Genomic DNA, 26,338 nt, shown 5'->3' on the forward strand with positions numbered 1-26,338 from the left:
CGACTCTGTGGGGGTGGGAGTATGGATGCCTCACTTGGTGCGGACCCGCCGACAGCATCATCGCCACGCAGGTTGGCCGCGTTGGAGATCTGTCCGCTGACGGATGGGCGGGGGGTGCACGCGGCAGGTGAGATCACTCTGACCACGCGCACGGAGTGGGAGCGGGCACTGGAGGGAATGGTCGACGGGGGTGGGGACGTTTACCTGGATATGTCTGGGGTGACGTTCGTCGACGTCGCGGGTGCGTCCGCCGTGGCGGTCGCTGCCCAGCATCTGGGCAGCGGCAGGCGCATGGTCCTCAAGGGGCCGCCGCCCGCGCTGCTGCGCGCTTTGGAGATGTTCTGGCCCGGCTTGGCGGCGATTGAGGTGACGACGAAGTGACGCACTCGGCTGAGTCTTTCGTCCACCCGGCGCTGTTCTACCAAAATAGCCAGGAGTACCTGGCCGGGACTGTGCCGTTCATCCAGAAGGGTCTCGCTGCGGGCGAGCCGGTGGCGGTAGCAGTCCCCGGGAGCAACCTCGAACTGCTCCGCGCGGAGCTGGGGAAAAGCGCCGAAGCCGTGCAGCTCATCGACATGAAAGCCGCCGGGCGCAACCCGGGACGGATCATTCCCAAGGTATTGTTGGCCTTTGCCGATGCCCATCCCACCCGACGGGTGCAGATCATCGGTGAGCCGATCTGGCCCGGCCGTACTCCGGCCGAATACCCGGCCTGTGTCCAGCACGAGGCACTGATCAACACCGCGTTCCGCGGACGCGAAGTCACCATCCTGTGCCCCTATGACGCCGCACGGCTCGATCCCGCGGTGCTCGCTGACGCGTACGCCACCCACCCCGTCGTCGTCGACGCAGGACGTGAGGAGCTCAGCGGCACATACGACCCCGACCGCGTCGTGGCTGCGTACAACCAGCCGCTGGCCCGCCCGCCGCGGGCCGCCGTGTTCGCCTTTGAAGCCGAATGCCTGCCCGATGCCAGGGACTTCGCGGTCGATCGGGCCAAGTACCTGGGTCTGACGGGTGAGCGTGTTGAGGATTTCGCCCTGGCTGTCGCCGAGCTGACCACCAACAGCGTTGTGCACGGTGGGGGATCAGGCACCGTATGGGTCTGGGGCGAGGGCGGGCAGGTCCTGTGCGAGGTGAGAGACTCAGGGCACCTGAGTGACCCACTGGCGGGCCGTCGTCCGCCCTTGCGCGACCAACTCGGCGGCCGGGGCCTGCTGATGGTCAACTACCTCACCGACCTGGTCCGCGTCCACACCGGCCCGGAGGGCACCGCGATCCGCTTCCACCTCGGGAACTGACCGGGACGCAGCACTGTTGGCCGATGGCCGGGGCGAACTGCACGTCGGCCGGGTGTACGTGCCCGGACAACCCGAGATCGTCCCCCGTCGGCGTCTACGTCCACGCGGCTCGCTGCTCCTACAGGAGGTCGCGAGGGAGCGTCTCGTTCCAGGTACGGGAGAAGACCCGGCGGTCGTTTTCGAAACCGTCCAGGGTGGCGTCGACGAAGAACTCGGTCTCGCTGGACCTCAGCGCGGTACGGGTCTCCACCCGCACGTCCCAGTCGTCCCGGCGGAACCGCATGGTCCAAGTCGTTTCCCCGCCGACCGAGGTGAAGTCGTCGGCGACGGCCACATACCTCTCGTAAGCCCGCAGACCGACGTCGAGACCGATGTCGTCGTAGCGCACCATGCCGCGGTCCTTGACGATCTCGAGCTCGGAGTTGTAGCCGACCAGGTCCCGTTTGACCTCCCAGCGTTGCTCCCGGGGTGTCAGCTGGGTGGTGGCCAGGGGTGCTGTGCCCTCGGGCTCGCCGAACGGACGCTGGGGAAGGTGGTCGGGCTCCCGCGTGGGACGCAGCGGCAGCGTCAGGCTGCTGGCGCCCTCGTACACGCTCAACAGCACTGGCCGGGGCGGTGGCCAGGCGAGCGGCCAGTAGGAGGTGGACAGCGACAACCGGATGCGGTGTCCGGGCGGGAAAGCCTGGGCCACGCTGTTGAGATGGACGGTGGCCCGGTAGCGCGTACCGGGTTCCAGGGGCTCCGGGGCTCCGGTGTCATCGCGGTGGGTGAGATTGAGCAGGCCGTAAGTGACGCGGGTGGCGCTGCCGTCGGGGGCCACGTCGGACAGCCGGGCGGCGACCATGGCGACCGGTTCGCTGACCGACAGGTCCAGTTCGACGCTGGCGGAGCCGAGGATCTCGACACGCTCGGTGAGTTCGTCGGTGTCGAAGACCAGTGAGCCGCCGTCCTCCTCCCGCTGGTCGTAGGGCAGGTCCGGCGGTGCGTTGTACGAGGCCCACTTGCCGGCGAACTGACCGACGGACAGGGGCGACTGCACGGTCAGGACGTCCTCGTTCGGCGTCGTCTCACCAGGGGCGCCGATGCGGTGCCTGCTGAGCGGGTGAGCGGTCGGCTCGACATGCGGTGAGGGCCAGGCCGGTTCGCCCACCCAGCGGCCGGGCCGGTCCTCATACGCGGTGGAGGGCGGCACACTGTCCTGCATCCACGTCTGCAGCATGGGCCCGTCCATGACTCCGTTGTCGACGCCCTTGAGCCAGTGATCCCACCAGGCGACGACCTCTTGCAGGTAGCCGATGGCGGGGCCCGGTTCGCCGAGGTGGGGGAACTTGTGCGACCACGGGCCGATCAGGCCCTTGCGCGGTACGTCCAGATTGCCCAGCAGACGGGTCACCGCGTTCGAGTAGCCGTCCGCCCAGCCGCTGGAGGCGAGGACGGGACAGCGCACGTCCTGGTAGTTCTCGCAGACCGAGGCGTGCTGCCAGTACGCGTCGCGGCGCTGGTGGCGCAGCCACTCCAGCACCCACGGGCGAGTGTTCTCCAGGCGTTCGTGCCACATCTCACGCCAGCGCTCGCCTACGACGGCGGGGTCCGGCGGGCAGGTGGCGTAGGCGAACATGGTGCCCGCCTCGGCCAGGTTGTCCGACAGCAGGGCGCCGCCCATGTAGTGCATGTCGTCGGCGTACCGGTCGTCGGTGAAGGATGCGATGACGATGGCTCGCAGGCTCGGCGGCCGGCGTGCGGCGACCTGAAGGGCGGCGAACGCGCCCCACGAGATGCCCATCATGCCCGTACTGCCGTCGCACCAGGGCTGCTCGGCCAGCCAGGCGAGGACGTCCTCGGCGTCGGTCTGTTCCTGCTCCAGGTACTCGTCCGCCAGGACGCCTTCCGACTCGCCGGTGCCGCGCATGTCGACGCGGACACATGCGTAGCCGTGACCGGCGATGTACGGGTGGTGCATGGAGTCGCGTACCGAGGACAGGTCGCGTTTGCGGTACGGGATGTACTCCAGCACGGCCGGCACCGGTTCCGCGTCCGAGGAGACCGGACGCCAGATCCGCGCCGACAGGCAGATGCCGTCGGACATGGGGATGGCGACGTGCTCTTCTTCCGTTGTCGCGTACGGCAGATTACTGACAAAACGCATACAGCCGTCTCTCTCCTTCTCCTGGGGCTCGTCCTGGACGGCTGCCCTGGGTCCTGCCCGGCACACCGGTCGGGACCGACCGTCCTGCCTCAGCTGTTCTTCTCGTCCCGGCTTCCGGGTGTGGTCCGGTCGAAGGTGAGCTTCAGGGCCGCGACGCAACGGTCATACTTCTCGCGCAGATCCTCTTCGCTGTCCCCTCCGGTGAAGATGTGGGCCAGTTCGAAGCTGTAGCTGTCCTGCCCGGGCATCCGCGACAGCCGCTGCCCCTCCTCGGGCACCATGTCGATCCGCACTCCGGGGATCTCCTGCTCGATGCGCCTCAGGTCCTCTCGCGAGGGCACGTCGTGCACGACGCCGTCGGCGAACCACCGGTAGTACCACTTGGCGGCTGCCTTGTAGGGACCGGCGCCGTCAGGCAGGCTCGGGTCCTTGCCGAGGGCGAGGCTGAGCATGCAGTGGTGGTTTGGCACACCGTCGACATACTCGAACAGTTCGGCGTGCGACTGTGAGTGCCGGGGATTGATCTCCAGCAGGTTGATCGCGTCGGTCCGCGGGTCGTAGAAGTACTCGATGCTGAACGTCGCCGAGTCCATCCCGATCTGGCGTATCACCCGCTCGGAGACGTCACGCAGGCGCCGCACCACGGGTTCGGGGAGCGTCGAGGGGTACTGATGGCGCAGAAAGCACGAGCTGCCGGGATAGTTGATGGAGTCCAGCGCGCCGTAGACGGTGACCTCGCCTTGGTGGACGTATCCCTCCACCGCGACCTGGATGCCCGACAGCGCTTCCTCCGCCAGACACACCTGGCTTCCGACGCCCTCCATCTCCGACGGCAGGTTCAGCTGGTCGAGGATGTACTCGAACGGGCGGCCGACGCGGCCGACCCCCGCGCGGATCTCATCCACCGCCGCGCGGAACTCGTCCTCGTTCTTCACCCCGAAGGCCAGCTCCGACGAGTACGACAATGCGGGCTTGAGCCACATCGGGAAACGGACGCCTTCCGGCGGATGCGGATCCCCCGCCTCCAGATCGACCCGGCCGAAGCGTGGGTGCTCCTCGACGACCTTCTGCTGCTCCAGTCGGCTCCAGTACTTGTGCTCGCACTTGACGACCGACTCCAGACTGGTGCTGCGCGTGCCGTACCGCTCGCTCAAGATCGGTACGAGTGTGCTCACCGGGAAGTCCCAGTACCCGACGATCGCGTCGATGCTTCCATCGAACGCGTCCAGTATTTCCTGCGCCTTCTCCAGCAGGGCAGGCACGGACACTTCGCCGACCTGCAGTTCCTCGATGGTCAAAAGGGGGTGAAAGCGGTACTCCCGCGCACCGGGCGAGTTGTGCAAGGTGGGCAGGTTGGCGTCGTCCAGGCCGATCACGAAGATGTTCTTCTCGCTCACCGATTCTCCTCGGGTTTTGGTGTCCTGTGTCCGGGGTGTTCCGTATCCGCCACGCGGCGGTCGGCCCCGCTCGGCTGGGCTGGGTCAGGCGCTCAGCACAGAGTCGTCCTCGGTGCGGGCCCCGGGGAGCCGGTTGCGGGCCGCGACGAGAGCGGTGTCGATGTCGCCGGTGCCGGTCGAGACGCACAGCGTGTAAACGAGATCGTCCATTCGCTGTCGGGCCTGCGGTGACCCGTCCTCGGCACTCAGCACACGCAGCGCGTCGTACTGTTCGATCAGATTGCGCAGGACGACAGGGTGAGCCATCAGCACAGGGAGCCTCCTACAGGCAACGGCCGCCGGGGGTGGGGTTGTCCCCCGGCTACCCCCCGCCTCTCACGACATGCCGTCACGATCAAGGGAGAGGGACTCCCCCGGGTGCGAAAGGCCGGAGTTGTCGCGTTACGGTGCCGCTGTCGCCCTGCTGACATTCCGGTAACCCCGAGCCGACACCGCTGCGTTGCAGGGAGCTTTGCGACGGAGGGCGAACGGTGATTCCGCTTCTGCCCGGATTCCCCTCATAGGCCTTTGATTCCTGGCCACTGCCCGTTCCATGCGAAGAGAACTTCGAGTGCCGTGCGTTGGCAGCGAAATGCTGGGCAGCCGAATGAAAGAGGAACGGACGCCGCATTTCAGCGGCCGTTCCCGTGGCGACAACACCGTCGACAGAGGAGTCATACTTCATGAGCGACATCTGGGGCTACCAGCCGACGACCGGGTACACCGCAGGCGGCAGCCTGGTCGGTTTCAAGGTCGAGGCGACCGACGGAAGCATCGGCAAGGTCGACAAGCATTCCGACGAGGTCGGATCCTCGTACCTGGTCGTCGACACCGGAGTCTGGATCTTCGGCAAGCACGTCCTGCTGCCCGCCGGCACTGTCACCCGGGTCGACGCCGCCGAGGAAAAGATCTACGTCGACTGCACCAAGGACCAGATCAAGGACGCACCCGAGTTCGACAAGGACAGGCACCTCAGCGACCTCGGACACCGTCAGCAGACCGGCGACCACTACAGCGGCTACCGCACCTGACATTCGCGGGACGCTGGGGGGTGGGGCCGGGTACGCCGGCCCCACCCCCCAAGTTCATGTGGCCACTTCCCTTTCGCCGCGCACTGCACGCAGGCGACGGCGAATGCCCAGAGAGCGCCACGCCAAACACATAGGAACGAATGCATGAAGGCTCAACCTCAGGGCACACGAGGTTCTGGAGGTTGATAACTATGGTTCCCCTGCTTCTCGTTCTACTGCTCGCCCTGATTCTCTTCGGTGCCGGATTCGCATTGAAGGCACTGTGGATCGTGGCGGTGATCGTGCTCGCCGTATGGCTGCTCGGTTTCGTCATTCGCTCCGCCGGAACCGGTGGAAGTCGCGGCCGCTGGTACCGCTGGTAGCCGTACGACTCCCACATTCGCGGTGCGGCCCCCGACATCTTGTCGGGGGCCGCACCGCGCTGCATTTGTTTCTGGCGAACAGGGCTCCGGTGCACGCAGGACGAGCGCAATGCCGGCCCCTGGACCGAGTTGTTCAACCGACAGCCGCCTACGGCAAGGCTGACGAGGACACGGCAGGCGTTCCAGCGCACATCCGACCGTCGGCGGCGGGGCGCCGGACGGCCGCGCCACCCCATCGATCCGTGGCCGTCCGCAACCGCGCAGTCGTTCTCCCGCCGCATCCCCCGGCCGTGCCCAACAGCCGGTTTCCTCGCCGACCGCCGCTCCCACGGCAGCAACGAGTCTCGATGCGCCCCCGCAGGATCAACTCCCCACCCCTACAGCCTCGTCCGACGCCTCGCTCCCTTGCGGCGCACCGCCGGAACATACGCTTCCGCCGATCTTTGTCGGTATCGCAGCTCGTGGGCTAGTCTTTGGCGAATTTTGCCGTCTTCTAGGGGCGGCGGATGGAAGCGTGGGCTCGGCATTCACGATCTGTCCGTGGTGGGCACTTCGTATCTCTGTGTACTGCTCTCGTAGCGGCCGAATTCGAGTGAGGTTGACATGGCTGACACGACCGGACCACGGTCTGCGGGGCGCAGCACGGCCGCACGCGGCGGCACCAAGGCCGGTGAGCAGGAATTGCGGCAGCTGCTTGCCGGGCTGACCGCCGTCCGCGACGGTGATTTCGGCACCCGGCTGCCCAATGAGGCCGACGGCTTGCTCGGTGAGATCGCCACGGTCTTCAACGGCATGGTCGACCAGCTGTCCTTGTTCACATCCGAGGTGACCCGCGTGGCCCGCGAGGTGGGCACCGAAGGAACACTGGGCGGCCAGGCCGAGGTACCAGGCGTGTCCGGCACCTGGGCGGATCTCACCCACTCGGTGAACGCCATGGCCGGCAACCTCACCACACAGGTGCGTGACATCGCGCAAGTGGCCACAGCGGTGGCCAAGGGCGATCTGTCCCAGAAGATCGATGTCGATGCCCGCGGCGAGATCCTGGAGTTGAAGGAGACCGTCAACACGATGGTCGACCAGCTCTCCGCGTTCGCCGACGAAGTCACGCGCATGGCACGCGAGGTCGGCAGCGAGGGCCGCCTCGGTGGTCAGGCGCAGGTACCCGGCGTCGGTGGCGTCTGGCGGGACCTGACCGACTCGGTGAACTTCATGGCCGGCAACCTCACCAATCAGGTCCGCAACATCGCCCAGGTCACCACAGCGGTCGCCAAGGGCGATCTGTCCCAGAAGATCACCGTCGATGCCCGCGGCGAGATCCTCGAGCTGAAGAACACGATCAACACCATGGTCGAACAACTCTCGGCGTTCGCCGACGAGGTGACCCGCGTCGCACGCGAGGTCGGCACCGAGGGCAGGCTCGGCGGGCAGGCGGACGTCAAGGGGGTCTCCGGCACCTGGCGGGACCTGACCGACTCGGTGAACTTCATGGCCGGCAACCTCACCGCTCAGGTGCGTTCGATCGCGCAAGTGGCCACCGCGGTCGCCAAGGGCGACCTGTCCCAGAAGATCAACGTGACCGCGCGCGGCGAGATCCTCGAGCTGAAGGACACCATCAACACGATGGTCGGCCAGCTCTCCGCCTTCGCCGACGAGGTGACCCGCGTCGCACGCGAGGTCGGCACGGAAGGCAACCTCGGGGGCCAGGCGCACGTACCCAACGTGGCCGGGACCTGGAAGGACCTGACAGAGAACGTCAACTCAATGGCGAACAACCTGACCGGCCAGGTACGCAACATCGCCCTGGTGACCACCGCTGTCGCCAATGGTGACCTGTCGAAGAAGATCGACGTCGATGCGCGTGGCGAAATCCTGGAACTCAAGACCACCATCAACACGATGGTCGACCAGCTGTCGTCCTTCGCAGCCGAGGTGACGCGTGTCGCCCGGGAGGTCGGCAGCGAGGGCCGCCTCGGGGGCCAGGCGGAGGTCGAGGGCGTTTCGGGTATGTGGAAGCGCCTCACGGAGAACGTCAACGAGTTGGCAGGCAACCTGACGCGGCAGGTACGGGCCATCGCGGAGGTGACCAGCGCTGTGGCGGAGGGCGATCTGACCCGCTCCATCACCGTGGACGCTTCCGGCGAGGTCGCCGAGCTCAAGGACAACATCAACTCGATGGTTGGGTCGCTGCGGGAAACCACCCGGGCCAACCATGAGCAGGACTGGCTGAAGACAAATCTCGCGCGCATCTCCGGCTTGATGCAGGGCCACCGGGACCTCACTGTCGTGGCCGAGACCATCATGGACGAGCTGACCCCTCTCGTGGAGGCTCAGTACGGTGCTTTCTATCTCGCCGTTGACGGCGAGGAGGGTGTGGAACTGACGCTTGTCGGCTCCTACGGCCGCCCCGCGGGAGCCGCCCGGGACACACGGTTCAAGCTCGGCGAATCCCTGGTCGGCCAGGCTGCGCGCAGCCGCCGCGTCATCGCCGCGGACGATGTCCCGGGCGACTACGTCACCCTCTCGTCCGGCCTTGGCCGGACAACGCCGGGCAGCCTGATCGTGCTGCCGATTCTCGTCGAGGACCAAGTCCTCGGTGTCATCGAGCTCGCGTCCTTCAGTTCCTTCGCGCCCGTCCACCGCGACTTCCTCGAACGCCTCATGGGGACCGTGGGCGTCAACGTCAGCACCATCGTGGCCAACGCCCGCACCGACGAGCTGCTCGAGGAGTCGCAACGCCTGGCAAGCGAGCTCCAGGCACGCTCGGAGGAACTGCAGGTGCAGCAGGAGGAGCTGCAGAGGTCCAACGCCGAGCTGGAGGAGAAGGCCGCGCTGCTGGCCGCGCAGAACAGCGACATCGAGGCCAAGAACCTGGAGATCGAGCAAGCGCGGGGCGAGCTGGAGGCCCGGGCACAGCAGCTGTCCCTCGCTTCGAAATACAAGTCGGAGTTCTTGGCCAACATGAGCCACGAGCTGCGGACCCCGCTGAACAGTCTCCTCATCCTCGCGCAGCTTCTGTCGCAGAACCCCACGCGAAACCTCACGCCCAAGCAAGTCGAGTACGCGGGCATCATCCACTCAGCCGGTTCAGATCTGCTGCAATTGATCAACGACATCCTGGACCTGTCGAAGGTCGAGGCCGGCAAGATGGACATCAATCCGGAGATAGTGCCGCTGCGCCGACTCCTGGAGTATGTCGAAGCCACCTTCCAGCCACTCACCATTCAAAAGAGCCTGGGCTTCACGATCACCACAGCCCCCGGAGTGCCGACCGACCTGCTCACCGACGACGCGCGGCTGCGTCAGGTACTGCGCAATCTGCTGTCCAACGCGGTCAAGTTCACCGAACGCGGCAGTGTTGAACTACGCATTGAGACAGCGGCGGAGAGCGAACTGCCGCAGGCCATGCGCCGGGTCGGACCCACCGTGGCGTTCCGGGTCAAGGATTCCGGCATCGGCATCGCTGAGCAGCAGCTGGAATCCATCTTTGGCGCCTTCCAGCAAGCAGACGGCACCACCAGCCGAAACTACGGCGGCACCGGGCTGGGTCTGTCCATCAGCAGGGAGATTGCCCACCTGCTCGGAGGCGCGGTCACCGCTGAGAGCACGCTGGGCCAGGGAAGCACCTTCACCCTTTATCTCCCCGCGTGCCGCGCGGACTTCGAGCACCGCGCCTCGCTGGCCCAGAGCGCTGAAGTCGGCAGAAGCGAAACGGCCCCCTACGACACTGTTCGTCCCGCCGCTCCCACCGCCCTTCAAACGTTCCCGCGACAAAGACGCCTTCTGGTGATCGAGGAACGGCCGCGCGGCCTCATGGCGCTGGTCGCCGAAAGCACCGTCGCCGAGTTCACCGACAGCCGCGACCTGACCGACCCGCGTGCCTCAGTGGAAGTCATCAGCGCCCTCGGAGCCCAGGAAGCGGCCGCCGCGCTCGCCGCGGAATCCTGCCACTGCGTCGTACTGGACCTTGACATGCCCGACGGCGAAGCCCTCCGCTTCCTCGACGCCATGGATGGCGACGCGGGACTGCGCGGCGTTCCCGTCCTGGCCCACAACAACCGTCGTCTGGACCCGCCACACGAACGGAAACTGCAGGCGCGTGCCGAGACCCAGCCGCTGGAGCTGCTCTCCAGCCTGGACGAGCTGCGGGAACGCATCGCCCTGCACCTCTCCGCCGAGCAGCCGGGCGACGTCCTGCCACTCATGCGACCCGAGGAAGCCGCACACGCATCGCCGCAGGACACCGACGAAGCCCTGGCCGGGCGCACCGTCCTCGTCGTCGATGACGACGCCCGTAACCTGTACGCCCTCAGCGGCATCCTCGAACTCCACGGCGTCAACGTTCTGCACGCCGAGAACGGCCGCAAGGGCATCGACACCCTCTCCGAGAACCCCGGCATCGACCTGATCCTGATGGACGTGATGATGCCGGAGATGGACGGCTATACCGCCACCGCGGAGATTCGGCGGATGCCTGCCCACAGCGCTCTGCCCGTCATCGCCGTGACGGCCAAGGCCATGCCTGGGGACCGCGAGAAGTGCCTGGCCGCGGGAGCCAGCGACTACGTCACCAAACCGTTGGACGCCGATGAACTCATCGCGTGCGTCCGCCGCTGGGTGAACACGTAGTCGTCGCCCCGCCCCTGCCTACCGCATTCTCGCGTCAACCACCCTGTCAGGAGCAGCACGGTGAATACCCTCCAGCCGCCCGAAGAGCCCGTCCGGGATGACGGGCCGCTGGAAGCCGCCTCCGATCACCAGTACCCCCGCGTGAGCGTGCCCCCGCCCCACCGGCTGGAAGAGGACACCAGCGACGAGGCGGACTCCGGGCTCTCCGTCATCGTGGAGGAAGCCCAGGCCGAGGCCGGCGCCGACCCGGTCGGCGCATCGGCGGTCGGCCGACTGGCCGCCACAGTGGAACGCCTTCGCCGTGAAGTCCAAGCAGCCCATGCCGCCGCTGATGGCCGTGCCTTGATCGAGCTGGCCAAAGGCGTCCTGATCGAGCGGTTCCACTGCGGCCCCACCGAGGCCGCCGGGCACCTCGCCGGCCTGGCCGAACAAACGGGCATGTCACAGCTTGAGCTGGCTGCCGACATCATCAATCAGTCCGCTCAGGACAGTTTCGCCGAGGCGGCCCACGACTTCATTTCCCGGACCAACACCGCCAGTGAGACATCCGACAGGAAGGGCAGATCTGTCGCGGTGCGGCTGCGCGCAGCCGAGAGCGGCGCACTGGCCGCGGACGACACGCAGGCCGTGGCCGAGTCGGTCCTGCAACACGCGCTCGCCCCGCTGGGGGCCACCGCGGTCGCCATCTGGGCCGCAGGACATGACGCGTCGCTCACCCTCGCCGGCAACGCCGGGTTCGCCGCGGAAGAAGCCGGGCGCTGGCGATACGTGCCGCCCGGTGTGGAGACGGTGGCCCGACGGGCGCTGACCGAGCGCAAGACCGTGTGGTTCCAGGCACTCGCGGAAGCCGGCCTTCCGTCGATCAGCGATTATCAGGCAACCGGTGGCGGCCGAGTGGCCGTACCGGCCGGCGCCGGCGGCCGGATCATCGGAGTCCTGGAAATCTGCTGGCCCCATCGCCTCGCGCCGCAACCGCCTCAGATCCAGCGTCAGGTGGAAGCCCTCGCCGAACTGTGTGCCCACACACTGGAAACGCACACAGCGGCAGTCATCGGTTCTCCCGGCGCACCCAATGCGCTGAAACGAGACCTCGCCGAACTGGTCGACCTCGTCGACGGCCTCTACGATCCCGCTCTGGTGCTGCTGCCTCACCTCGAGGCCGACGGGCACCTGACCGACTTCCGTATCCATCACACAAACCGTCACTTCGTCGATCCCGCGGGGCGGCCGCGCAGCGCCGTCAGCGGGGCGATGCTCCTGGAGGCCTACCCCATGGCCGCCGGCGACAGTGAGCTGTTCGAGAAGGTGGAGCGGGTGCATGCCACCGGTGAACCCTTCCACGCCCAGCGGATGACTCTCACCGCGCTGGTCGATCAGGTACCGCTCGAAGCTGTCGCCGACATCAGTATCAGCAGGCACGGCGGTGCTGTACTACTCATCTGGCGGATAGAGGACGAAGCAGGCAGGCTGGCCAGCCTCCTTCAGCACGCGCAGCGCCTGGGCCGCATTGGCGGATTCGAGGAGAACACCACATCCGGCAGGATCACATGGAACCAACAACTGCACAGCCTCCACGGCCTGCCGCCAACCGCTGCGCCAATCCCCTTGGAGCAATTGCCCGCGCACGCCCACCCCGACGACGCTGTCACCCTCGGCCGCTTTCTGCGCACCCTCTTTCAGCACCGGCGGTCCGCTTCCACTGCCTTCCGTCTGCAACGTCCCGACGGCGTTACTCGGCACGTCCGGGTCGTCGCTGAGCCGGTCCTCGACGCGGACGATCGGCTGCTCGCTGTACGAGGTGCCTTCCAGGACATCTCCTCTCAGCACTGGACCGAGGTGGCGTTGGCAGCAACCCGTGACCAACTCGCCCACACGGAACAGGAGTCGGCCGAGCGCAACCGCCTCGCGCTGCAACTCCAGCAGGCGATCATGCCGCCGACCCGGGGCCCCATCGACGCACCCGGGCTCAGCATCGGAGTGCGCTACCGGCCGGCGGAAACCGAGCACCTGGTCGGCGGCGACTGGTACGACGCGTTCGTCCTGCCATCGAAACAGGTCCTCGTCTGCGTCGGTGACATCGCGGGCCATGGCATCGAGGCAGCGACCAGCATGATCGTCCTCCGTAACGCCCTACGGGGCCTCGCTGTCACCGGCGCGGGCCCCGCGCAGCTCCTGACCTGGCTCAACGTAGTGGCCCACCACCTGACCGATCCGGTCACCGCCACCGCGGTCTGCGGACTTTACGATCCCAGCCGCCGCATCCTGCGCTGGGCCCGTGCCGGTCACCTGCCGCCCGTTCTGGTGACCGAACAGGAGACCACGAAACTGCCGCTCATCCGCGGCATGCTGCTCGGCGCAGTCGCACAAGCGGAGTACGAGGAAGGCGAAGTGCGACTCGAGGTGGGCGACAGGCTCCTGATGTACACGGACGGACTGGTCGAGCGAAGAGACTCCCCCATCCAGGACTCACTGCAGCATCTGATCGCCACCGCGAGCGTTGCCACCCAGTCTCTGGAACAACAACTGGACCGGCTGCTCACTCACAGCAGGGCGGACACCGATGACGACACATGCGTCGTCGGCCTCCAGGTGGAGTGATGATGCGCTCAAGGCCGACCTGATCGGGCCCGCGGTTTTTCCAGTCATCGCAAAACCCGACAGGAATGCTCATGCGCGGTCGGGGAAGGCGCGTTCTGGCCAGACCTTCACTCTGGAAAGGATGACGCATGTCGACAGCCACACCGTCCACACGCACCGGCACAGAGTCGCTGCCGCTGGAGAACTTCCAGGACAGGGTTGGTGAACTGCCGTGGATCGAGGACACGGAGAAGATCGCCCCGAAGGACGCCCGCGAGCTGTCGAAGCTGTTCTTCGACCGGCTGCAGGTTCTTGACGAAGGCACCCACGAGTATCAGTACGCCCGCAACACGCTCATCGAGATGAACCTGTCCCTGGTCCGGTTCGCCGCCCGCCGCTTCCGCAACCGGGGCAACGGTGAGATGGAGGACATCATCCAGGTCGGCACCATCGGCCTGATCAAAGCCATCGACCGCTTCGACCTGTCGCGCGAAGTCGAGTTCACTTCCTTCGCCATCCCCTGCATCGTCGGAGAGATCAAGCGCTTCTTCCGCGACACCAGCTGGGCCGTCCACGTCCCCCGTCGCCTCCAGGAACTGCATGTCGACCTGACCAAGGCCAAGGAAGAACTCTCCACACGCCTGGACCGCCGGCCCACCGTGACGGAGTTGGCCGAGCACCTCAGTCTCAGCGAGGACGAAATCGTCGAAGGCCTCATCGCCTCCAACGGCTACGCCGCCGGCTCCCTCGACACGCCGGGCGGCTCCAACGACGACGGCGCCGGCAGCGCCCCCGCGTACGCCGACATCCTCGGCGAGAGCGACCCCGCGATAGAACTCCTCGAAGACCTCCACGCCCTCGCCCCGCTCCTTGGCCAACTGGACGACCGCGAACGCCACATCATCGAGCTGCGCTTCGGCCAAGAGAAGACCCAGTCCCAGATCGGCGAAGAACTCGGCATCTCCCAGATGCACGTCTCCCGCCTCCTCGCCCGCACACTGAAGAAGCTGCGGACCGGCTTGCTCATTGACCACTGACCGCCCGCAATGGTCGCTTCCCACTGAGCACATGACCCTGATCGCGCGTCGCTTCGCCCCCCGTTGGGGTTCGCACAGCTTCGTCGGCCATACTTCTCGCCGTGGAACAGCAGCGCGTAGATTCAAACATCCCCCCGGTGCACGCCGCCGGGCTCGATCCGGCGTACATTCCCGGCCTGGTACCCGTCCGCCCCGCGGGGGCGGACGGGGCAAGTGAGGCAGGCCCGGAGCAGAGCGGCGAAGCCACGCCGACGGACGCCGCCCCGGCAGAGGAGGCCTTCGACGCGAAAGCGCGGGAGGATCCCGCCGGCGAAGGGGACGACGGGCCCGTCTTCGAGGTGTCCGACCGGCGGGGCGCCATCGTCGCCGACCGGGCCGGCATCACCTTCCGCCTGGACGCGGAGGAAGCCGAATTCAGCTGGGACGAGATCGGGGCGGTGGAGATCGACACCCCTCGGTTCGGGCGGCGGTTCGGCGTCACGGTCTATGTGTCCGACCGGCGCTGGTTCCAGGTCGATGTGGAGGCCCCGTCCAGAGGAGTGCTCAAGGAGTGGGCGGCGGAACTCGACACGGTTCTGGACGCCCGGTTCGAGGAACCCGAGGCGTAGGCGGCGCCGTTCCTGGGGCCCTGGCCTTCAAGGCCCGTTCCGCGCCACCCGTCTGAGGCACCTGGCTGAGCAACTTCGCCAAAGCGGGGTACCCCTCTCCCTGGAGGAAGGGAGAGGTTATGCATACCGAAATGTGGATGGTGGTAGCAGTCGCCGCGGCGCTGATCGCCACCACCGTGGTGCTGGCCGGCGTGCTTCTGATCAAAGTGGTGAGGGCACGGCGGCTGCTGCGGGACGCCGGAATTCCCGTGGAGAACAAGATGGCCTTCTGGGGTGCCCTGATCTACCTGGCGAGTCCCGTCGACCTGCTGCCCGACCCGGTCTTCCTCGACGACATAGGCTTCCTCCTACTCGCGCTGCGTTCGCTGCAGACCGCGGCGGACAGCGCCGGCCTCGCCCGGCGACGCTGACGACCACCGTGCACCGCCGACCCTGTGCAGGCAGGGACGCCTGGGCGCACGCCCGTGCCCCACACGTGGTGGGGACATGACGCGGCTACTCGAACCGCGCGGTGTCGCCTGCCCCTCGGCGTACGATCTCGAGTTCGCCGCCGGAGAAGTCGATGACCGTGGTCGGCACGGTGCCGCAGTCGCCCGAGTCGACCACGGCGTCCACCACATGGTCGAGCCGTTCCTTGATCTCCCAGCCCTGTGTCATCGGCTCCTCCTCGTCGGGCAGGAGCAGGGTGCTGGAGAGCAGCGGCTCACCGAGCTCGGCGAGTAGGGCCTGAGCTACGGCATGGTCAGGAATCCGGACTCCGACCGTCTTCTTCTTGGGGTGCAACAGCTGGCGCGGCACCTCCTTTGTCGCAGGGAGGATGAAGGTGTAGCTGCCGGGTGTCGCTGCCTTGATCGCGCGGAACACGTCGTTGTCGATGTGCACGAACTGACCCAACTGCGCGAAGTTCTGGCACACAAGGGTGAAGTGGTGACGATCGTCGAGGTTCCGGATCGACCGGATCCGGTTGAGGCCGTCACGACTGCCCAGCTGGCATCCCAGTGCGTAGCAGGAGTCCGTCGGGTACACGACGAGCGCGCCGGATCGGATGCTGTCGGCCACACTGCTGATGGTGCGCCGCTGGGGATTCTCGGGGTGCACGTCGAAGTACTTCGCCATCTGCCGAGTCTAGGTGATCAGGACACCCGCGCTCGAGTGACCATGGCGGCGCCCCCGGGCCGGCACCGAGCAACGTCCTTGGCCTGGTCGGCTTCGGCCGGATGGAGAGCGCACTCAGCGCCTACGAAGGGGCTTTCGTCGTGGTCAGCCACGCCGAGCGATTCCTCGCCGGAATCAACTCCCTTATCTGCCGCTGTCGCCGGCTGCTGCTGCTGCTGCTGCGATCGCTGCACGGATTTGCTGTGCGTAGCCGGCGGGCGCGAAGTCCGGTCCTACACCGTCTACCAGGATCATGTCGCTGATCGTGCGGTCGGTCCGCAGGGGAAGGATCTTCTGGTATTCGGGCGAGTTGTACCAGGCCTTCGCCTTCTCCATGTCGGGGAACTCAATCAGCACCGCCGAGCCAGGCCATGCGCCCTCGATGACCTGCACCTCGGCGTCAATGGCGAGCCACTTTCCGCCGTGGGGCGCTGCCGTGGCCTCCACCTGCTCCAGGTAGGCCAGGTTCTCCTCCTGCGGTACCCCGGGGATGCGCAGGTGGTTGATCAGATAGGTAACCATGTCTTGCGTCTCTCACTGAGGTGACAGGTCCGGGCGCCAATCACCTCGGTGGCGACCGTCGTCACCGCGCGTGGGATCGTCATTCGCCTCGCCGAATGTTGTCCGCGGCCGCCTCTTCAACGGCGCGCCGTTGCCGTTCGGCCGCCAATTCCTGCAACGCGTCGCCGACGGCGGCGAGCACTGTCGCCACCGCGTCGTCTGCTACGCCCGGGGAGTCCCCGGTGCGCTCGTCGCGGATCCCGATGGCCGCCGCCAGGGAAGCGAGGACGGGCTCGTTCGATGCCCAGCGGTTCGACGCCTGGCGGCGAGCGGGCGTGTCGACCAGCACCGTACGGCTGGTGCGGAAGGGCATCCAGCGGCGCCGTTGGTGAGTGAGATGCCCTTCCGCCTCCAGGACGCTCAGATAGGCCGCCGACAGGTCGCGGCCTCTGCGCCACAGCCAGTCACCGATCGACTCGTACGGCGCCTCTCGGGCAAGCGACGCCGCGGCCTCATCCAGCAGGCGGTCAGCTATGGCGCGCCTGCTGCTCGGCACGATGTGATCGCCGTCGAGTCTGATGTCCTCGGCATCCAGGAGGTCGATCATCTCGCCTCCCGCGAGCGCAAGCGACAGATCGCCTTGCTCCACGGGTTGGCTGGACGCCACGTCCACGGCGACGATCATCAAATCCCGCGCTGTGGTCATGAATGGCTCCATGTCCGGGGTCCGAACCAGCCCGCCTCGGCGAATTGCCGCTCGCGCAGACCAAGCCTGTCAGAACTCGAACAGCACCACCGGGACCGGCCACACTCCTTCGAGGCCTCGGCGTCTGTCGCGAGCCGCTTCCCGCCGTAGGGCGCTGCGGTGGCCTCCACCTGCTCCAGGTAGGCGGATCATCGGTGTCTCCTCACTCACGAGTGTGCGCCCCCCTTCCCAGTGGCTGCATCTCGAGGAGAAGACGATCAGAGGGTCGAGGTGTGACCGGGGCGCGGTTGCGGGCAAGGCGTGCATACGATCCCGGGTCTCGGAAGTCATGCTTCGTCGGACTGTCGGCCACGTCGGGGACCGCGGTGGACGCGGTGGACGCGGGCAAGGACAAGCACCGTGTCGTCGTCCGGCGGATCGGGCAGCAGGCTCGAAAGGATGCGGTCCACTTCCCCTTCCAACGGGCCTGATGTCCGGCGCAGTTCGGCGCGGAGTTGGTTCATGCCCTCTTCGATGTCCCGCCCGCGCGCTTCGATGAGGCCGTCGGTGTACAGGGCGAGGATGGAGTCGTCGGGGAGGTCGATCTCGGTGGTTCCGAAGGGGTGACCGCCGACGCCGAGGGGGACGCCCAGAACGTCGCTGATCGTCTCGATCATGCCGTCCGGGTGGAGGACGAGGGGCGGGGGGTGGCCGGCGCTGGCGATACGGGCGCGGCCGGTCGTGGGGTCGAAGAGGATATAGAGGCAGGTCGCCAGCTCGATGCCTGACTCCTGGGCACAGGCGTCGAGTTCGCTGAGCAGGTCGGCCGGTTCCAGGTTGTGCCTGGCGAGTGCCTTGGCGGTGATGCGCAGCCTGCCCATTGATGCGGCGGCCGGCACGCCATGTCCCATCACGTCGCCGACGACCAGCGCGATGCGGTCATCGGGCAGAACGATTACGTCGTACCAGTCGCCGCCGACCTCCGTGATGTGACTGCCGGGAAGGTATCGGTGGGCGACCTGTACGTAGGGGCTGGTCGCCAGGGCGCTTGGGAGCAGTGCCCGCTGCAGGGTGAGCGCGATGTCCTGAACCCGGCTGTAGAGACGCGCGTTGTCCAGACACAGTGCGGCGCGGGAGGCGAGCTCACTGGCGAGGCTGAGGTCCTGCTCGGTGAAGGCCGGGCGGGCGGCGGAGCGGCCGAACATGGCGATCCCCTGGATCGTGCCCCGGGCGACGAGCGGAGCGAGGAGGAGGCAGGTCAGGCCGCTGTCGACGAGTAGCTGGGCACGGGCTTGGTGCATGACGGTCCGGGTCACGAACTCCGCGTTCACGGGGACGGAGACCGGCAGTCCCGTTCGCAGCATCTCGTGGATGGCCGAGCCCGGCGGGTACGTCACATTCTCCAGTCCGCTCACCAGTTCGGTGGCGGGAGGGGGCAGGACGGTACCGGAGGCGATCCGGCGGGTGACCAGTGGCAGTTCGGGGTTGAACACTTCAGCCTCGTCCATCCACTCCACGACTTCCACGACGGATGCGTCGGAAAAGTCCGGAACCGCGGCTTCGACCAGTTCCCGGGCGGTGACGTTCACGTCCAGGGTCGTGCCGATGCGGGCCGCCGCCCGGTCCAGCAGAGCAAGCCGCTGACGGCTTGCACCCGCCTCGACGATGGCCTGCTCCCGGTCCGTCACGTCCACCAGCAGCCCACCCAGTCCGGGCCGGGTATCGCCCGCCTGGCTCAGGGGGAAGAAACTCACCGACCGCACCTGATCGCGGTCCGGACGACCTGATGTGCGCAGGCCCACCAGCATGCTCACGACGGGCCGGCCCTCCGCAGCGACGGCTCCCAGCATGCGCTCGTACTCACCCCCATCGGAAGTGATCATGATTTCTTCCATGCGCCGCCCGATGTGATCCTCGATCGGGAGCCCATCCATATCGGCGAGCGCCTGGTTGAGGTGGACGTACCGCAGTTCCTCGTCGAGCATGACCAGGCCGATGGGGCAGGTCTCGAAGAGGGCGTCGAGGAAGGCAAGGTTGGTCTTCACCCGGTCGAGCTCGTCGCCCCTGCTGGCCAGGCCCATGACCACCGAACGGCCCTTGGCCCCGGTCACGGGGAAGACCCGGAAACCGCATTCGAAGACTGTGCCGTCCCGACGCAGTGCCGGCAGCCGGCCGCGCCAGTACCCCAAGGTCCGGCCTCGCTCCGCCAGCTGCGTGGACGGGTGAGGGGCGCCTCGGGGCGGATCGGGGAAAAGAGTGGCGGCGGGTCTGGACAGCACCGCCGCGGCCTCGTGTCCGAAGAGGTCCTGCGCGCCAGGTCCCCAGTAGCAGATCCGGTCGTCCTCGTCGAAACCGAAGACAGCCACGGCCACGTGCTCGAGCAACGTGCCGGGCTCGGACCAGAGTGGCCCAGGACCAGGAACCCTCTCCTCCCCCGGCCGGTCTGATGGCACCACGTGATCCTCTCCGCCAGAGGTGCGCAGTGGCCGAGTCGCCGCGGAGCGGCAGCCGAGGCCCAAGCGCCCTTGTCACCCATTGTGCGGATGTCCGGGCACGGCTGCTCAGGGCAGGGCGTTCGGCGTCGGCGGGCACCACTGCACCGCGGAGCCGCGGCAGGGGAACGTGGCCCGTCGCCGGTCTGCTCGGGAGTCCTAGGCAGTACGGCCGGTCAACGCCGCGACCAGTCGCCGGTTCGCCTGCATTGTTGTCATCCCCCAGTCCCACTCGTTCTTGTGGAGTCGCAGGGAGACGATCCCGTGCCATGCGGACCACAGCAGGAGCGCGGCGGCGAAAGGAGACCCCGGATCGGCCTTCCGCGCGAGTTCCACGATGTGTGTCTGCAGGCGAGGGCCGTGTGCGGCCCTGGTTTCGGGCAGTTCGTCGGCGCTCTCGAAGAGGAGCTGGTAGGCACCGGGGTGGGCGAGGCCCCAGGCGATGTAGGCGTCACCGGCGACTACGAGCCGGTCGGCGTCTTCGCAGGCTGCTTCGAGTGCCGCCTCGATCGAATCGGCCATCGAGGTGTACTCGGCGTCGAGCACGGCCGACCGCAGGTCCGCTTCGGAGGGGAAGTGCCAGTACACGGCCGATGGAGCCACCCCACAGGCCCGAGCGATCGACCGCAGCGACGGCACTGCCACCACCTGCGGTTCCGCCAGCAGGGCGACCGCGGCAGCTACCAGTTCGGAGCGGAGATCGCGGGCGTCTTTCCTGACCACAACGTCATTGAACACCCGTTCACGATGGGGCTCCATTGAACAGGTGTTCAGTTGCCGGCCGGAAGCCGTCGCTGCTCTGGACGATGTGTACGAGCGGTGGGACGGACGGGGGCATCCCCGACGGTCGCCACGGTCCGCAGCTGTCGCCGGCCACGCGGATCGTTCAGATCACGGAGCAGGCGATGCTCGCGCATGCCCTGGGCGCGGTGCCACGGCAGCGGTGACCAAGGCCCGCCGGCGCGGCGGAAGCCACCTCGACCCGGACCTGGCCCCCACGGGAGCCCCGCCGACCCCGGCCCGATCAGCGGCCGGCTGCAGCCGTCAGGCGAGCGGATGCCTGCGCCCTCGCCACTTCCAGCAAGGCAAGGAGCACCGTCTTGCTGGAACCGCGATCACGGACGTCGCACAGCATGACGGGTGTCGAGGGTCCGAGGTCCAATGCCTCTCGCACCTGCCGGCTTGTGCATTCCCGTCTGCCGTCGAAGCAGTTGACGCCCACGGCGAAGGGGATTTCACGCTCCTCGAAGAAATCCACCGAGGCGAACGAGGCATCCAGCCGTCGTGTATCAGCGAGTACCACGGCTCCCAGAGCGCCGAGAGCCAAGTCGTCCCACATGAACCAGAAGCGATCCTGGCCGGGGGTTCCGAACAGGTAGAGCACCAGCTCCGGAGAGATGGTGATCCGGCCGAAGTCCATGGCGACGGTGGTCGAGAACTTGCCCTCCACACCTGCCAGATCGTCGATCCCCAGGCTCGCCTCGGTGATGCGCTCCTCGGTCTCCAGCGGGGGCACCTCGCTCACTGAGCCCACCATGGTGGTCTTGCCCACGCCGAAGCCGCCCGCAATCAGTATCTTGAGTGCTGTCGGCATGATCGGCTCAGAGCTGACGGATACCATCCATCACCCTTTCGATGAGTTCCACGCTCGGCTTGTCCGTCTCCGCGGGCGGCGACTGGACCAAGATCATCGAGGCGTTGAGTAAGTCCCCGCAGAGAACCTTCACCACGCTCACCGGCAGATCCAGGTGTGCGGCGATCTCGGCGACTGCCACGGCGCGATCCCGGCAGACATCCAGGATTTCGGCCGACTCCGGCTCCAACGGCTCGTAGCCGGTCTCATCCGGAGACCGGGTGACAACCAGCGTAATCAGCGCGAAAGTGTGCCGGCTGTGGCGAGTACGTCCACCGGTGATGGCGTACGGCCGGACGTGACGCCCGGCCTCCTCATCGTCGAACCACCGCGGATCAGGCATCCTGAATGTGACCGCGAGAAGGGGCTTGCACGCGGGGTGCGGCGCTGAGGTACTTGCCAACCTGCTTGACGAGCGTGCCCATCTCGAAGGCCATCATCCCGACATCCACTTCCTCGGAGGCGATTGCGGCCAGCCGCGCTCCCCTGCCGGCTGCGGTGACGAAGAGGAATGCCTTTTCCATCTGAATGACTGTCTGCTGGACCTCTCCGCCCCGGAAATGGCGCGCGGCGCCACGAGCGAGGCTGTGCATCCCCGATCCGACCGCGGACAGGTGCTCGGCATCGTCCCGGCCGAGATCCTTCGATTTGCCGATAAGGAGGCCGTCCCCGGACAGCACGATGGCGCAGCGTATCTCTGGAATCTGGTCCACAAGGCTGTCCAGGAGCCAGTCCAGCTGGGGAGCGGCTTGTACCTGCTCAGTCATTACTGAATGTTCCCTCACAGTTAGTTGGCGCCACGGTCACGCGACTCCGTCTGACCGTCCACACCAGCCGACTCGTCGGCCTCAGAGATCTGGGCCCGCTTCATCCCCTGCTGGATGGCGATCATAGTGCGGGCTGACTCGCCGGGGGAGATAGCGCCGGCCTCGCCCTCGTCATCCTGCTGGCCTTGCGCCTGCGTCGCCTCCCTGCGCAACTGCTGCGCGAGGCTCACTCCGCGTGTCCTTCGCGGAAGGACACGCGGGGTCACCAGTGGTGTTGATACATCCTGTGCGTCCTCATGGGTGGGGGGTGCGGGGCGGGTGGGAGGTGCGGGGTGGGTGGGGGGTTCGGGATGCCCGGCTTCGGAGACGAGGCCGGGACGCTCTTGGGGGTGCGTCCACTCGGTCGGCACTGGAGCCTGCGCTGCCGAGTGAGCTGATGCGGCGGGCAACAGACCTGCACCTCCGTACTCGGGATACCCGTGGTGGTCGTCGAGTTGCCCCTCGGTGATGGCCGCTGCACTGCTGTCCGCCGTATTCGCCGCCGAAGCCGCGGACTTGAGCTGCTCCAGCAGCGGGGACTCGTGCTCCTCGAGCAGGGCGGTCGGCACGAGCACGATGGCGAGGGTCCCGCCGTAGACGGACTCCCGCAGTTCCACCTTGATCTTGTGTCGCTCCGCCAGCCGGGCCACCACGAAGTGCCCGAGCCGCGGGTCCTCGCCCAGCGACATCATGTCGAGTTCGGGCGGATGTGCGAGAAGGTGGTTGGCGCGTGCGCGGAGGTCCTCCGGCATTCCGAGGCCATGGTCCTCGACCTGGAGCGCCAGGCCCCTGGCGACCTTCGTCGCGCTGACGAACACCTGGGTGTCCGGTGGGGAGAAGGTCGTGCCGTTCTCGATGAGCTCAGCGAGCAGGTGGGTCACGTCGGCGACGGCCCGGCCGGCGAGTGACACCCGTCGGCCCGGGGGAAGGTTCTTCACCTTGACGCGGGTGTACTGCTCGGTCTCCGCCACGGCGCTGCGCATCACATCAGTGAGGGAAACAGGAGCGGTCATACGGCGGGTGGGCGGGGATCCGCCGAGGATCACGAGGTTTTCCGAGTGGCGGCGCACGCGGGTGGCGAGGTGGTCGACCTTGAAGATGTCCTTCAGCAGGTCGGAGTCCTCGTGCTTGCGCTCGAGGTCGTCCAGGAGGGAGATGAGGCGGTGGATCAGGGTCTGGGTGCGCCGGATGAGCTTGGCGAACACCTTTTCCGTTCCCTCGCGGCCGCGGGACTGATGGACGACCGTGTCCGCGGCGACGCGTGCCAGGTGGTCGATTGCCGCGTCGAGCCGCTCTATCTCGTCGGCGGTGTGGTGCCCGTGAGGAGGAAGCGAACTCGGCTCGACCTGTTGTCCCCGCTCGAGTTGGTCGAGCAGCTGGGGCAGCCGGGTGCCGGCCAAGTCCTCGGTCTTCTGGTGGAGCTGAGCGAGCCGGCTGATCACCGAGCGCCTGAAGCGCAGGGCCAGCGCCCCGCCGATCCCCAGGCCGGTCAGAGTGCCGATAGTGCCCAGGATCGCGCCCAGCAAGAGGTCGTCGGCTCGGTCCGTACCGGCGTGGGCAAGGCTCTCGAGGGAATCCGAGTTCAGCTTCTGCAGGTCGTTGGCGACGGAGTCGGCAGCGTCCGGCCATGTTTTGGCCTGGCTGGGCAGTTTCGCGTCACTACTGGTTGCCACAGCGTCTTCGATCGCTGCCACCGAGGTCCATGACGAGCTGTCGGTGATGCGTTCGTAGGCGGTGGCCTCTGTGGCGAGGAGGTCACGGGTGTCCAGCCCTGTGCTCACCTCTCGCTGCATCGCCATGTACTGACTGAACTGGACGCGGGACGTGGAACTCATGCGGCCGGACGGCAGTGCGCCGGCGATCAGCGCGTCCTCGCGCGAGAGCATTTCCGTGAGCTGTACAAGTGACGTCGCGGCGGTGACGGCGTGCGCGATGCGCCCGTCGTCGGTCCGTGCGGCCGCGGTGAGCAGGTTGGCCCCGTCGGCGATGGTGTCCGTGAAGTACTGGAAGGCGTCCGCACCGGTGGCAGTGCGCTCGTCGATCGCGGCGCGCCGCTCGGACAGCGTGTCCAGCGAGTCGTTCAGCTTCTTCGCCCGGCTCTTCAACACCGTCGTGTCCAGCCCGGAGGAGGACATCCGGCGGAACTCCTCGACGGCGGTGTCGGTACTGCTTCGGGCGCTGTCCAGCGCGGCGCGAGTGGAGCTGGTACGTCTGGCCTGCCAGGCAGCGGTGAGGCGGCGCTCGTCCTGCAGGCGGGACAGCACGCCCTGGGCGGGCAGGCCGGCGGACACAGCCCGGTCCATGTCGGCACGTAACTGGGTCTGCTCGATGACCAGCCCGGTCGCCGAGTAGCCCCAGAGTCCGGTGAGGAAGAGCCCTGGTACGACAACGGGCAGGACAAACGAAGATCGGAGAGATCTGCGAGGGGCGGACCTGTGGCTGGTCCGCCGGCCGCGAGTGCCTGGCATCTAATTCCTCGTACGACAGCGAAACACTGATGACAGTAAGGGACGGTGAAAAATGCCTAACTTCCCCCCGTACGCGATGCCCTGACACACCGTCACTAAGGATCGGCGTTCCGTTGAACCGTACCAGGATCATGCCGCACCGTCAGCACCGCACCCGGCCACTGCCGCCCAACGGGGGCTTCAGCGGCTGAACTTCGAACGTGTGGGCACACGTCACGGTCCGCAGACCCCGGTGGCTGGGGGAACCGGCTCAGAGGAGGGCCAGCAGCTTTGGGGTGTACAGGGCATTGACGGTCTCGATTCCGGCGACCATGTCGAAATAGATGGCTGTGAGGTCGGGGTCCCTCTCCACTGCGCGCAGAAGTGAGAGGCGCTGCTCGTGCGGTGCCAGTTGTGCCACCGCCAGCGTGGACTCATAGCCCGGAGCCAGCGAGGCGTCCCGGTCCTTGGCGTAGCCCTGGAGTGCTTGGTCGAGCTGCTGCGGGTCGCCGCCGAGTCGGTCGCCCACGCGCCGCGCGAGGGTTTCCGCCTGGAGGAACGCGTCGCTGATTCCGCGTGCGGTGATGGAGTCCTTGTGGTGCCCGGCGTCGCCTACCAGTACCCAGCCGGGGCCCGTCGCCTGCCGGAAGAAGTTCTGCTGGTCACCTGTGCCCCGCAGGCGTTCGACGCGACGTTTCCCCTGGAGCCGCTCGTACAGGGCCGGCGCGGTGGCGCGTATCTGGCCCAGGTAGGCCTGTCGCGTGTCGGTTCGGACTTCCTCGAAACGGGACTGCGGGAAGTAGGCGAGGACGAGGGTCGCGTTGTCGTTGGTGGGGACGGCGGCCACCCAACTCGCGGGCTTCTCATACAGTTCGAGGTCGGCCGGGACGTCTTCCCAGTACCCGTAGTAGGCACAGGTCAGCCGCGGGTCCTGGGCGGTGTAGCGCGCCTTGCAGAGCCGGGCGACCGTGGAGCGCATGCCGTCCGCGCCAATCACCAGGTGAGCCCGTTCGGTGAATGAGCGGCCGCGGTTCTTGCCCTCCACGCCGATGACGCGTCCGGTGTCGTCGTGCAGGAGACGGGTCACGGAGGAGCGGTCACGGAATTCGACGCCGGCCGCGGCTGCCGCGTCCACCAGGATGGCGTCCAGGACATGGCGGCGGGGGGCGTATCCGGCCCGCTGCCCCTCCACGCCCCGGGCGCAGCCTTCGAGGCGGATGTCGGCCACTTCGTAGACCGCGCGGTCCAGCGGCGGGCAGCCCGAGGCGCGTACGGTCTTGAGCAGGCCCCACCGGGCCAGTGCCGCGACACCTGGTTGGTGGATGAGGTGGGTCGACAGGGTGTCGGAGGGGAAAGTTGCCCGGTCGATCATGAGCACCCGATATCCCGCGCGGGCGAGCAGCAGGGCTGTGGGAGCTCCGGCGCAGCGCGCTCCCACCACGATGGCGTCGAACATGTGATTGCCTCACAGACGTCGGGGACTGGGCGGAGTCGC

General features: G+C 67.2%; 22 protein-coding genes. 9 read left to right on the forward strand and 13 right to left on the reverse strand.

Annotated elements, in window-relative coordinates; all coding sequences use genetic code 11:
* The first annotated feature begins 114 nt into the window (after window positions 1-114).
* Both J7E87_RS02495 and J7E87_RS02500 read left to right on the forward strand, forming a co-directional pair.
* Window positions 115-381 (forward strand): STAS domain-containing protein, encoded by a 267-nt coding sequence (locus J7E87_RS02495; protein WP_308312821.1) that lies wholly within the window; start codon window positions 115-117, stop codon window positions 379-381.
* Entirely contained in the window at window positions 378-1,301 is a 924-nt protein-coding gene (locus tag J7E87_RS02500) for an anti-sigma factor RsbA family regulatory protein (protein ID WP_215089342.1), read from the forward strand. Before J7E87_RS02495 ends, J7E87_RS02500 begins: the two co-directional genes overlap by 4 nt.
* A gap of 118 nt (window positions 1,302-1,419) precedes the next feature.
* On the opposite strand, the gene J7E87_RS02505 is transcribed toward J7E87_RS02500, so the two are convergent.
* From J7E87_RS02505 to J7E87_RS02515, 3 genes are all read right to left on the reverse strand, one after another.
* Window positions 1,420-3,447, reverse strand: a complete 2,028-nt coding sequence (locus J7E87_RS02505; RefSeq protein ID WP_215089345.1) for a CocE/NonD family hydrolase — start codon at window positions 3,445-3,447, stop codon at window positions 1,420-1,422.
* An 89-nt stretch (window positions 3,448-3,536) separates the two neighbouring features.
* Entirely contained in the window at window positions 3,537-4,844 is a 1,308-nt protein-coding gene (locus J7E87_RS02510; protein ID WP_215089347.1) for an ATP-grasp domain-containing protein, read from the reverse strand.
* Window positions 4,845-4,928: 84 nt separating this feature from the next.
* A complete protein-coding gene (locus J7E87_RS02515) occupies window positions 4,929-5,156 on the reverse strand; it encodes a DUF5133 domain-containing protein (RefSeq protein WP_215089349.1) in 228 nt (75 codons plus the stop codon).
* A 410-nt stretch (window positions 5,157-5,566) separates the two neighbouring features.
* On the opposite strand from J7E87_RS02515, the gene J7E87_RS02520 reads away from it, so the two are divergent.
* The 7 genes from J7E87_RS02520 to J7E87_RS02550 all read left to right on the forward strand — a co-directional run bounded on the left by J7E87_RS02520 (window position 5,567) and on the right by J7E87_RS02550 (window position 15,534).
* Entirely contained in the window at window positions 5,567-5,914 is a 348-nt protein-coding gene (locus J7E87_RS02520; protein ID WP_215089352.1) for a PRC-barrel domain-containing protein, read from the forward strand.
* A 191-nt stretch (window positions 5,915-6,105) separates the two neighbouring features.
* A complete protein-coding gene (locus J7E87_RS02525) occupies window positions 6,106-6,276 on the forward strand; it encodes a hydrophobic protein (protein ID WP_215089354.1) in 171 nt (56 codons plus the stop codon).
* A gap of 603 nt (window positions 6,277-6,879) precedes the next feature.
* Window positions 6,880-10,902, forward strand: coding sequence for a HAMP domain-containing protein (locus J7E87_RS02530; RefSeq protein ID WP_215089356.1), 4,023 nt, complete (start codon window positions 6,880-6,882; stop codon window positions 10,900-10,902).
* Between the two features lie 60 nt (window positions 10,903-10,962).
* Window positions 10,963-13,500: a SpoIIE family protein phosphatase gene (locus tag J7E87_RS02535; RefSeq protein WP_374195125.1), complete on the forward strand. Its 2,538-nt coding sequence runs from the start codon at window positions 10,963-10,965 to the stop codon at window positions 13,498-13,500.
* 128 nt (window positions 13,501-13,628) lie between these two features.
* Window positions 13,629-14,516, forward strand: coding sequence for an RNA polymerase sigma factor SigF (locus J7E87_RS02540; protein ID WP_215089358.1), 888 nt, complete (start codon window positions 13,629-13,631; stop codon window positions 14,514-14,516).
* Window positions 14,517-14,653: 137 nt separating this feature from the next.
* Complete coding sequence (locus J7E87_RS02545) at window positions 14,654-15,124, forward strand: hypothetical protein (protein WP_308312822.1); 471 nt, start codon at window positions 14,654-14,656, stop codon at window positions 15,122-15,124.
* A 119-nt stretch (window positions 15,125-15,243) separates the two neighbouring features.
* Window positions 15,244-15,534: a YkvA family protein gene (locus J7E87_RS02550; RefSeq protein WP_215089360.1), complete on the forward strand. Its 291-nt coding sequence runs from the start codon at window positions 15,244-15,246 to the stop codon at window positions 15,532-15,534.
* An 85-nt stretch (window positions 15,535-15,619) separates the two neighbouring features.
* On the opposite strand, the gene J7E87_RS02555 is transcribed toward J7E87_RS02550, so the two are convergent.
* The 10 genes from J7E87_RS02555 to J7E87_RS02600 all read right to left on the reverse strand — a co-directional run bounded on the left by J7E87_RS02555 (window position 15,620) and on the right by J7E87_RS02600 (window position 26,299).
* Window positions 15,620-16,240 (reverse strand): L-threonylcarbamoyladenylate synthase, encoded by a 621-nt coding sequence (locus J7E87_RS02555; RefSeq protein ID WP_215089361.1) that lies wholly within the window; start codon window positions 16,238-16,240, stop codon window positions 15,620-15,622.
* Between the two features lie 183 nt (window positions 16,241-16,423).
* Window positions 16,424-16,801 carry a DUF1330 domain-containing protein gene (locus J7E87_RS02560; RefSeq protein WP_215089363.1) on the reverse strand — a complete coding sequence of 126 codons (378 nt, stop codon included), beginning with the start codon at window positions 16,799-16,801 and terminating at the stop codon, window positions 16,424-16,426.
* A 79-nt stretch (window positions 16,802-16,880) separates the two neighbouring features.
* Window positions 16,881-17,486, reverse strand: a complete 606-nt coding sequence (locus J7E87_RS02565) for a GPP34 family phosphoprotein (protein WP_215089365.1) — start codon at window positions 17,484-17,486, stop codon at window positions 16,881-16,883.
* A 326-nt stretch (window positions 17,487-17,812) separates the two neighbouring features.
* Window positions 17,813-19,921 carry a SpoIIE family protein phosphatase gene (locus J7E87_RS02570; RefSeq protein ID WP_308312823.1) on the reverse strand — a complete coding sequence of 703 codons (2,109 nt, stop codon included), beginning with the start codon at window positions 19,919-19,921 and terminating at the stop codon, window positions 17,813-17,815.
* Between the two features lie 195 nt (window positions 19,922-20,116).
* A complete protein-coding gene (locus J7E87_RS02575) occupies window positions 20,117-20,695 on the reverse strand; it encodes a TetR/AcrR family transcriptional regulator (protein ID WP_215089369.1) in 579 nt (192 codons plus the stop codon).
* Between the two features lie 286 nt (window positions 20,696-20,981).
* On the reverse strand, window positions 20,982-21,578 hold the full coding sequence (locus J7E87_RS02580) for an ATP/GTP-binding protein (protein ID WP_215089371.1): 597 nt from the start codon (window positions 21,576-21,578) through the stop codon (window positions 20,982-20,984).
* Window positions 21,559-21,933 (reverse strand): DUF742 domain-containing protein, encoded by a 375-nt coding sequence (locus tag J7E87_RS02585; protein WP_215089373.1) that lies wholly within the window; start codon window positions 21,931-21,933, stop codon window positions 21,559-21,561. Before J7E87_RS02585 ends, J7E87_RS02580 begins: the two co-directional genes overlap by 20 nt.
* Window positions 21,926-22,357, reverse strand: coding sequence for a roadblock/LC7 domain-containing protein (locus J7E87_RS02590; RefSeq protein WP_215089375.1), 432 nt, complete (start codon window positions 22,355-22,357; stop codon window positions 21,926-21,928). Before J7E87_RS02590 ends, J7E87_RS02585 begins: the two co-directional genes overlap by 8 nt.
* A 20-nt stretch (window positions 22,358-22,377) precedes the next feature.
* A complete protein-coding gene (locus J7E87_RS02595; protein WP_215089377.1) occupies window positions 22,378-24,699 on the reverse strand; it encodes a nitrate- and nitrite sensing domain-containing protein in 2,322 nt (773 codons plus the stop codon).
* Between the two features lie 415 nt (window positions 24,700-25,114).
* Entirely contained in the window at window positions 25,115-26,299 is a 1,185-nt protein-coding gene (locus J7E87_RS02600) for an NAD(P)/FAD-dependent oxidoreductase (RefSeq protein ID WP_215089379.1), read from the reverse strand.
* Between the last annotated feature and the right edge of the window lie 39 nt (window positions 26,300-26,338).

Origin of the sequence: Streptomyces sp. ISL-1, assembly GCF_018614585.1 — a bacterium.
Taxonomy (GTDB): Bacteria; Actinomycetota; Actinomycetes; order Streptomycetales; family Streptomycetaceae; genus Streptomyces; species Streptomyces maoxianensis.

Coding starts and splice junctions, on each gene's coding strand:
- J7E87_RS02565 (WP_215089365.1), bottom strand. CDS start 17,486: ATGACCACAGCGCGGGATTTGATGATCGTCGCCGTGGACGTGGCGTCC.
- J7E87_RS02525 (WP_215089354.1), top strand. CDS start 6,106: ATGGTTCCCCTGCTTCTCGTTCTACTGCTCGCCCTGATTCTCTTCGGT.
- J7E87_RS02550 (WP_215089360.1), top strand. CDS start 15,244: ATGCATACCGAAATGTGGATGGTGGTAGCAGTCGCCGCGGCGCTGATC.
- J7E87_RS02560 (WP_215089363.1), bottom strand. CDS start 16,801: ATGGTTACCTATCTGATCAACCACCTGCGCATCCCCGGGGTACCGCAG.
- J7E87_RS02530 (WP_215089356.1), top strand. CDS start 6,880: ATGGCTGACACGACCGGACCACGGTCTGCGGGGCGCAGCACGGCCGCA.
- J7E87_RS02590 (WP_215089375.1), bottom strand. CDS start 22,357: ATGACTGAGCAGGTACAAGCCGCTCCCCAGCTGGACTGGCTCCTGGAC.
- J7E87_RS02555 (WP_215089361.1), bottom strand. CDS start 16,240: ATGGCGAAGTACTTCGACGTGCACCCCGAGAATCCCCAGCGGCGCACC.
- J7E87_RS02540 (WP_215089358.1), top strand. CDS start 13,629: ATGTCGACAGCCACACCGTCCACACGCACCGGCACAGAGTCGCTGCCG.
- J7E87_RS02595 (WP_215089377.1), bottom strand. CDS start 24,699: ATGGACCGGGCTGTGTCCGCCGGCCTGCCCGCCCAGGGCGTGCTGTCC.
- J7E87_RS02520 (WP_215089352.1), top strand. CDS start 5,567: ATGAGCGACATCTGGGGCTACCAGCCGACGACCGGGTACACCGCAGGC.
- J7E87_RS02585 (WP_215089373.1), bottom strand. CDS start 21,933: ATGCCTGATCCGCGGTGGTTCGACGATGAGGAGGCCGGGCGTCACGTC.
- J7E87_RS02505 (WP_215089345.1), bottom strand. CDS start 3,447: ATGCGTTTTGTCAGTAATCTGCCGTACGCGACAACGGAAGAAGAGCAC.
- J7E87_RS02580 (WP_215089371.1), bottom strand. CDS start 21,578: ATGGTATCCGTCAGCTCTGAGCCGATCATGCCGACAGCACTCAAGATA.
- J7E87_RS02600 (WP_215089379.1), bottom strand. CDS start 26,299: ATGTTCGACGCCATCGTGGTGGGAGCGCGCTGCGCCGGAGCTCCCACA.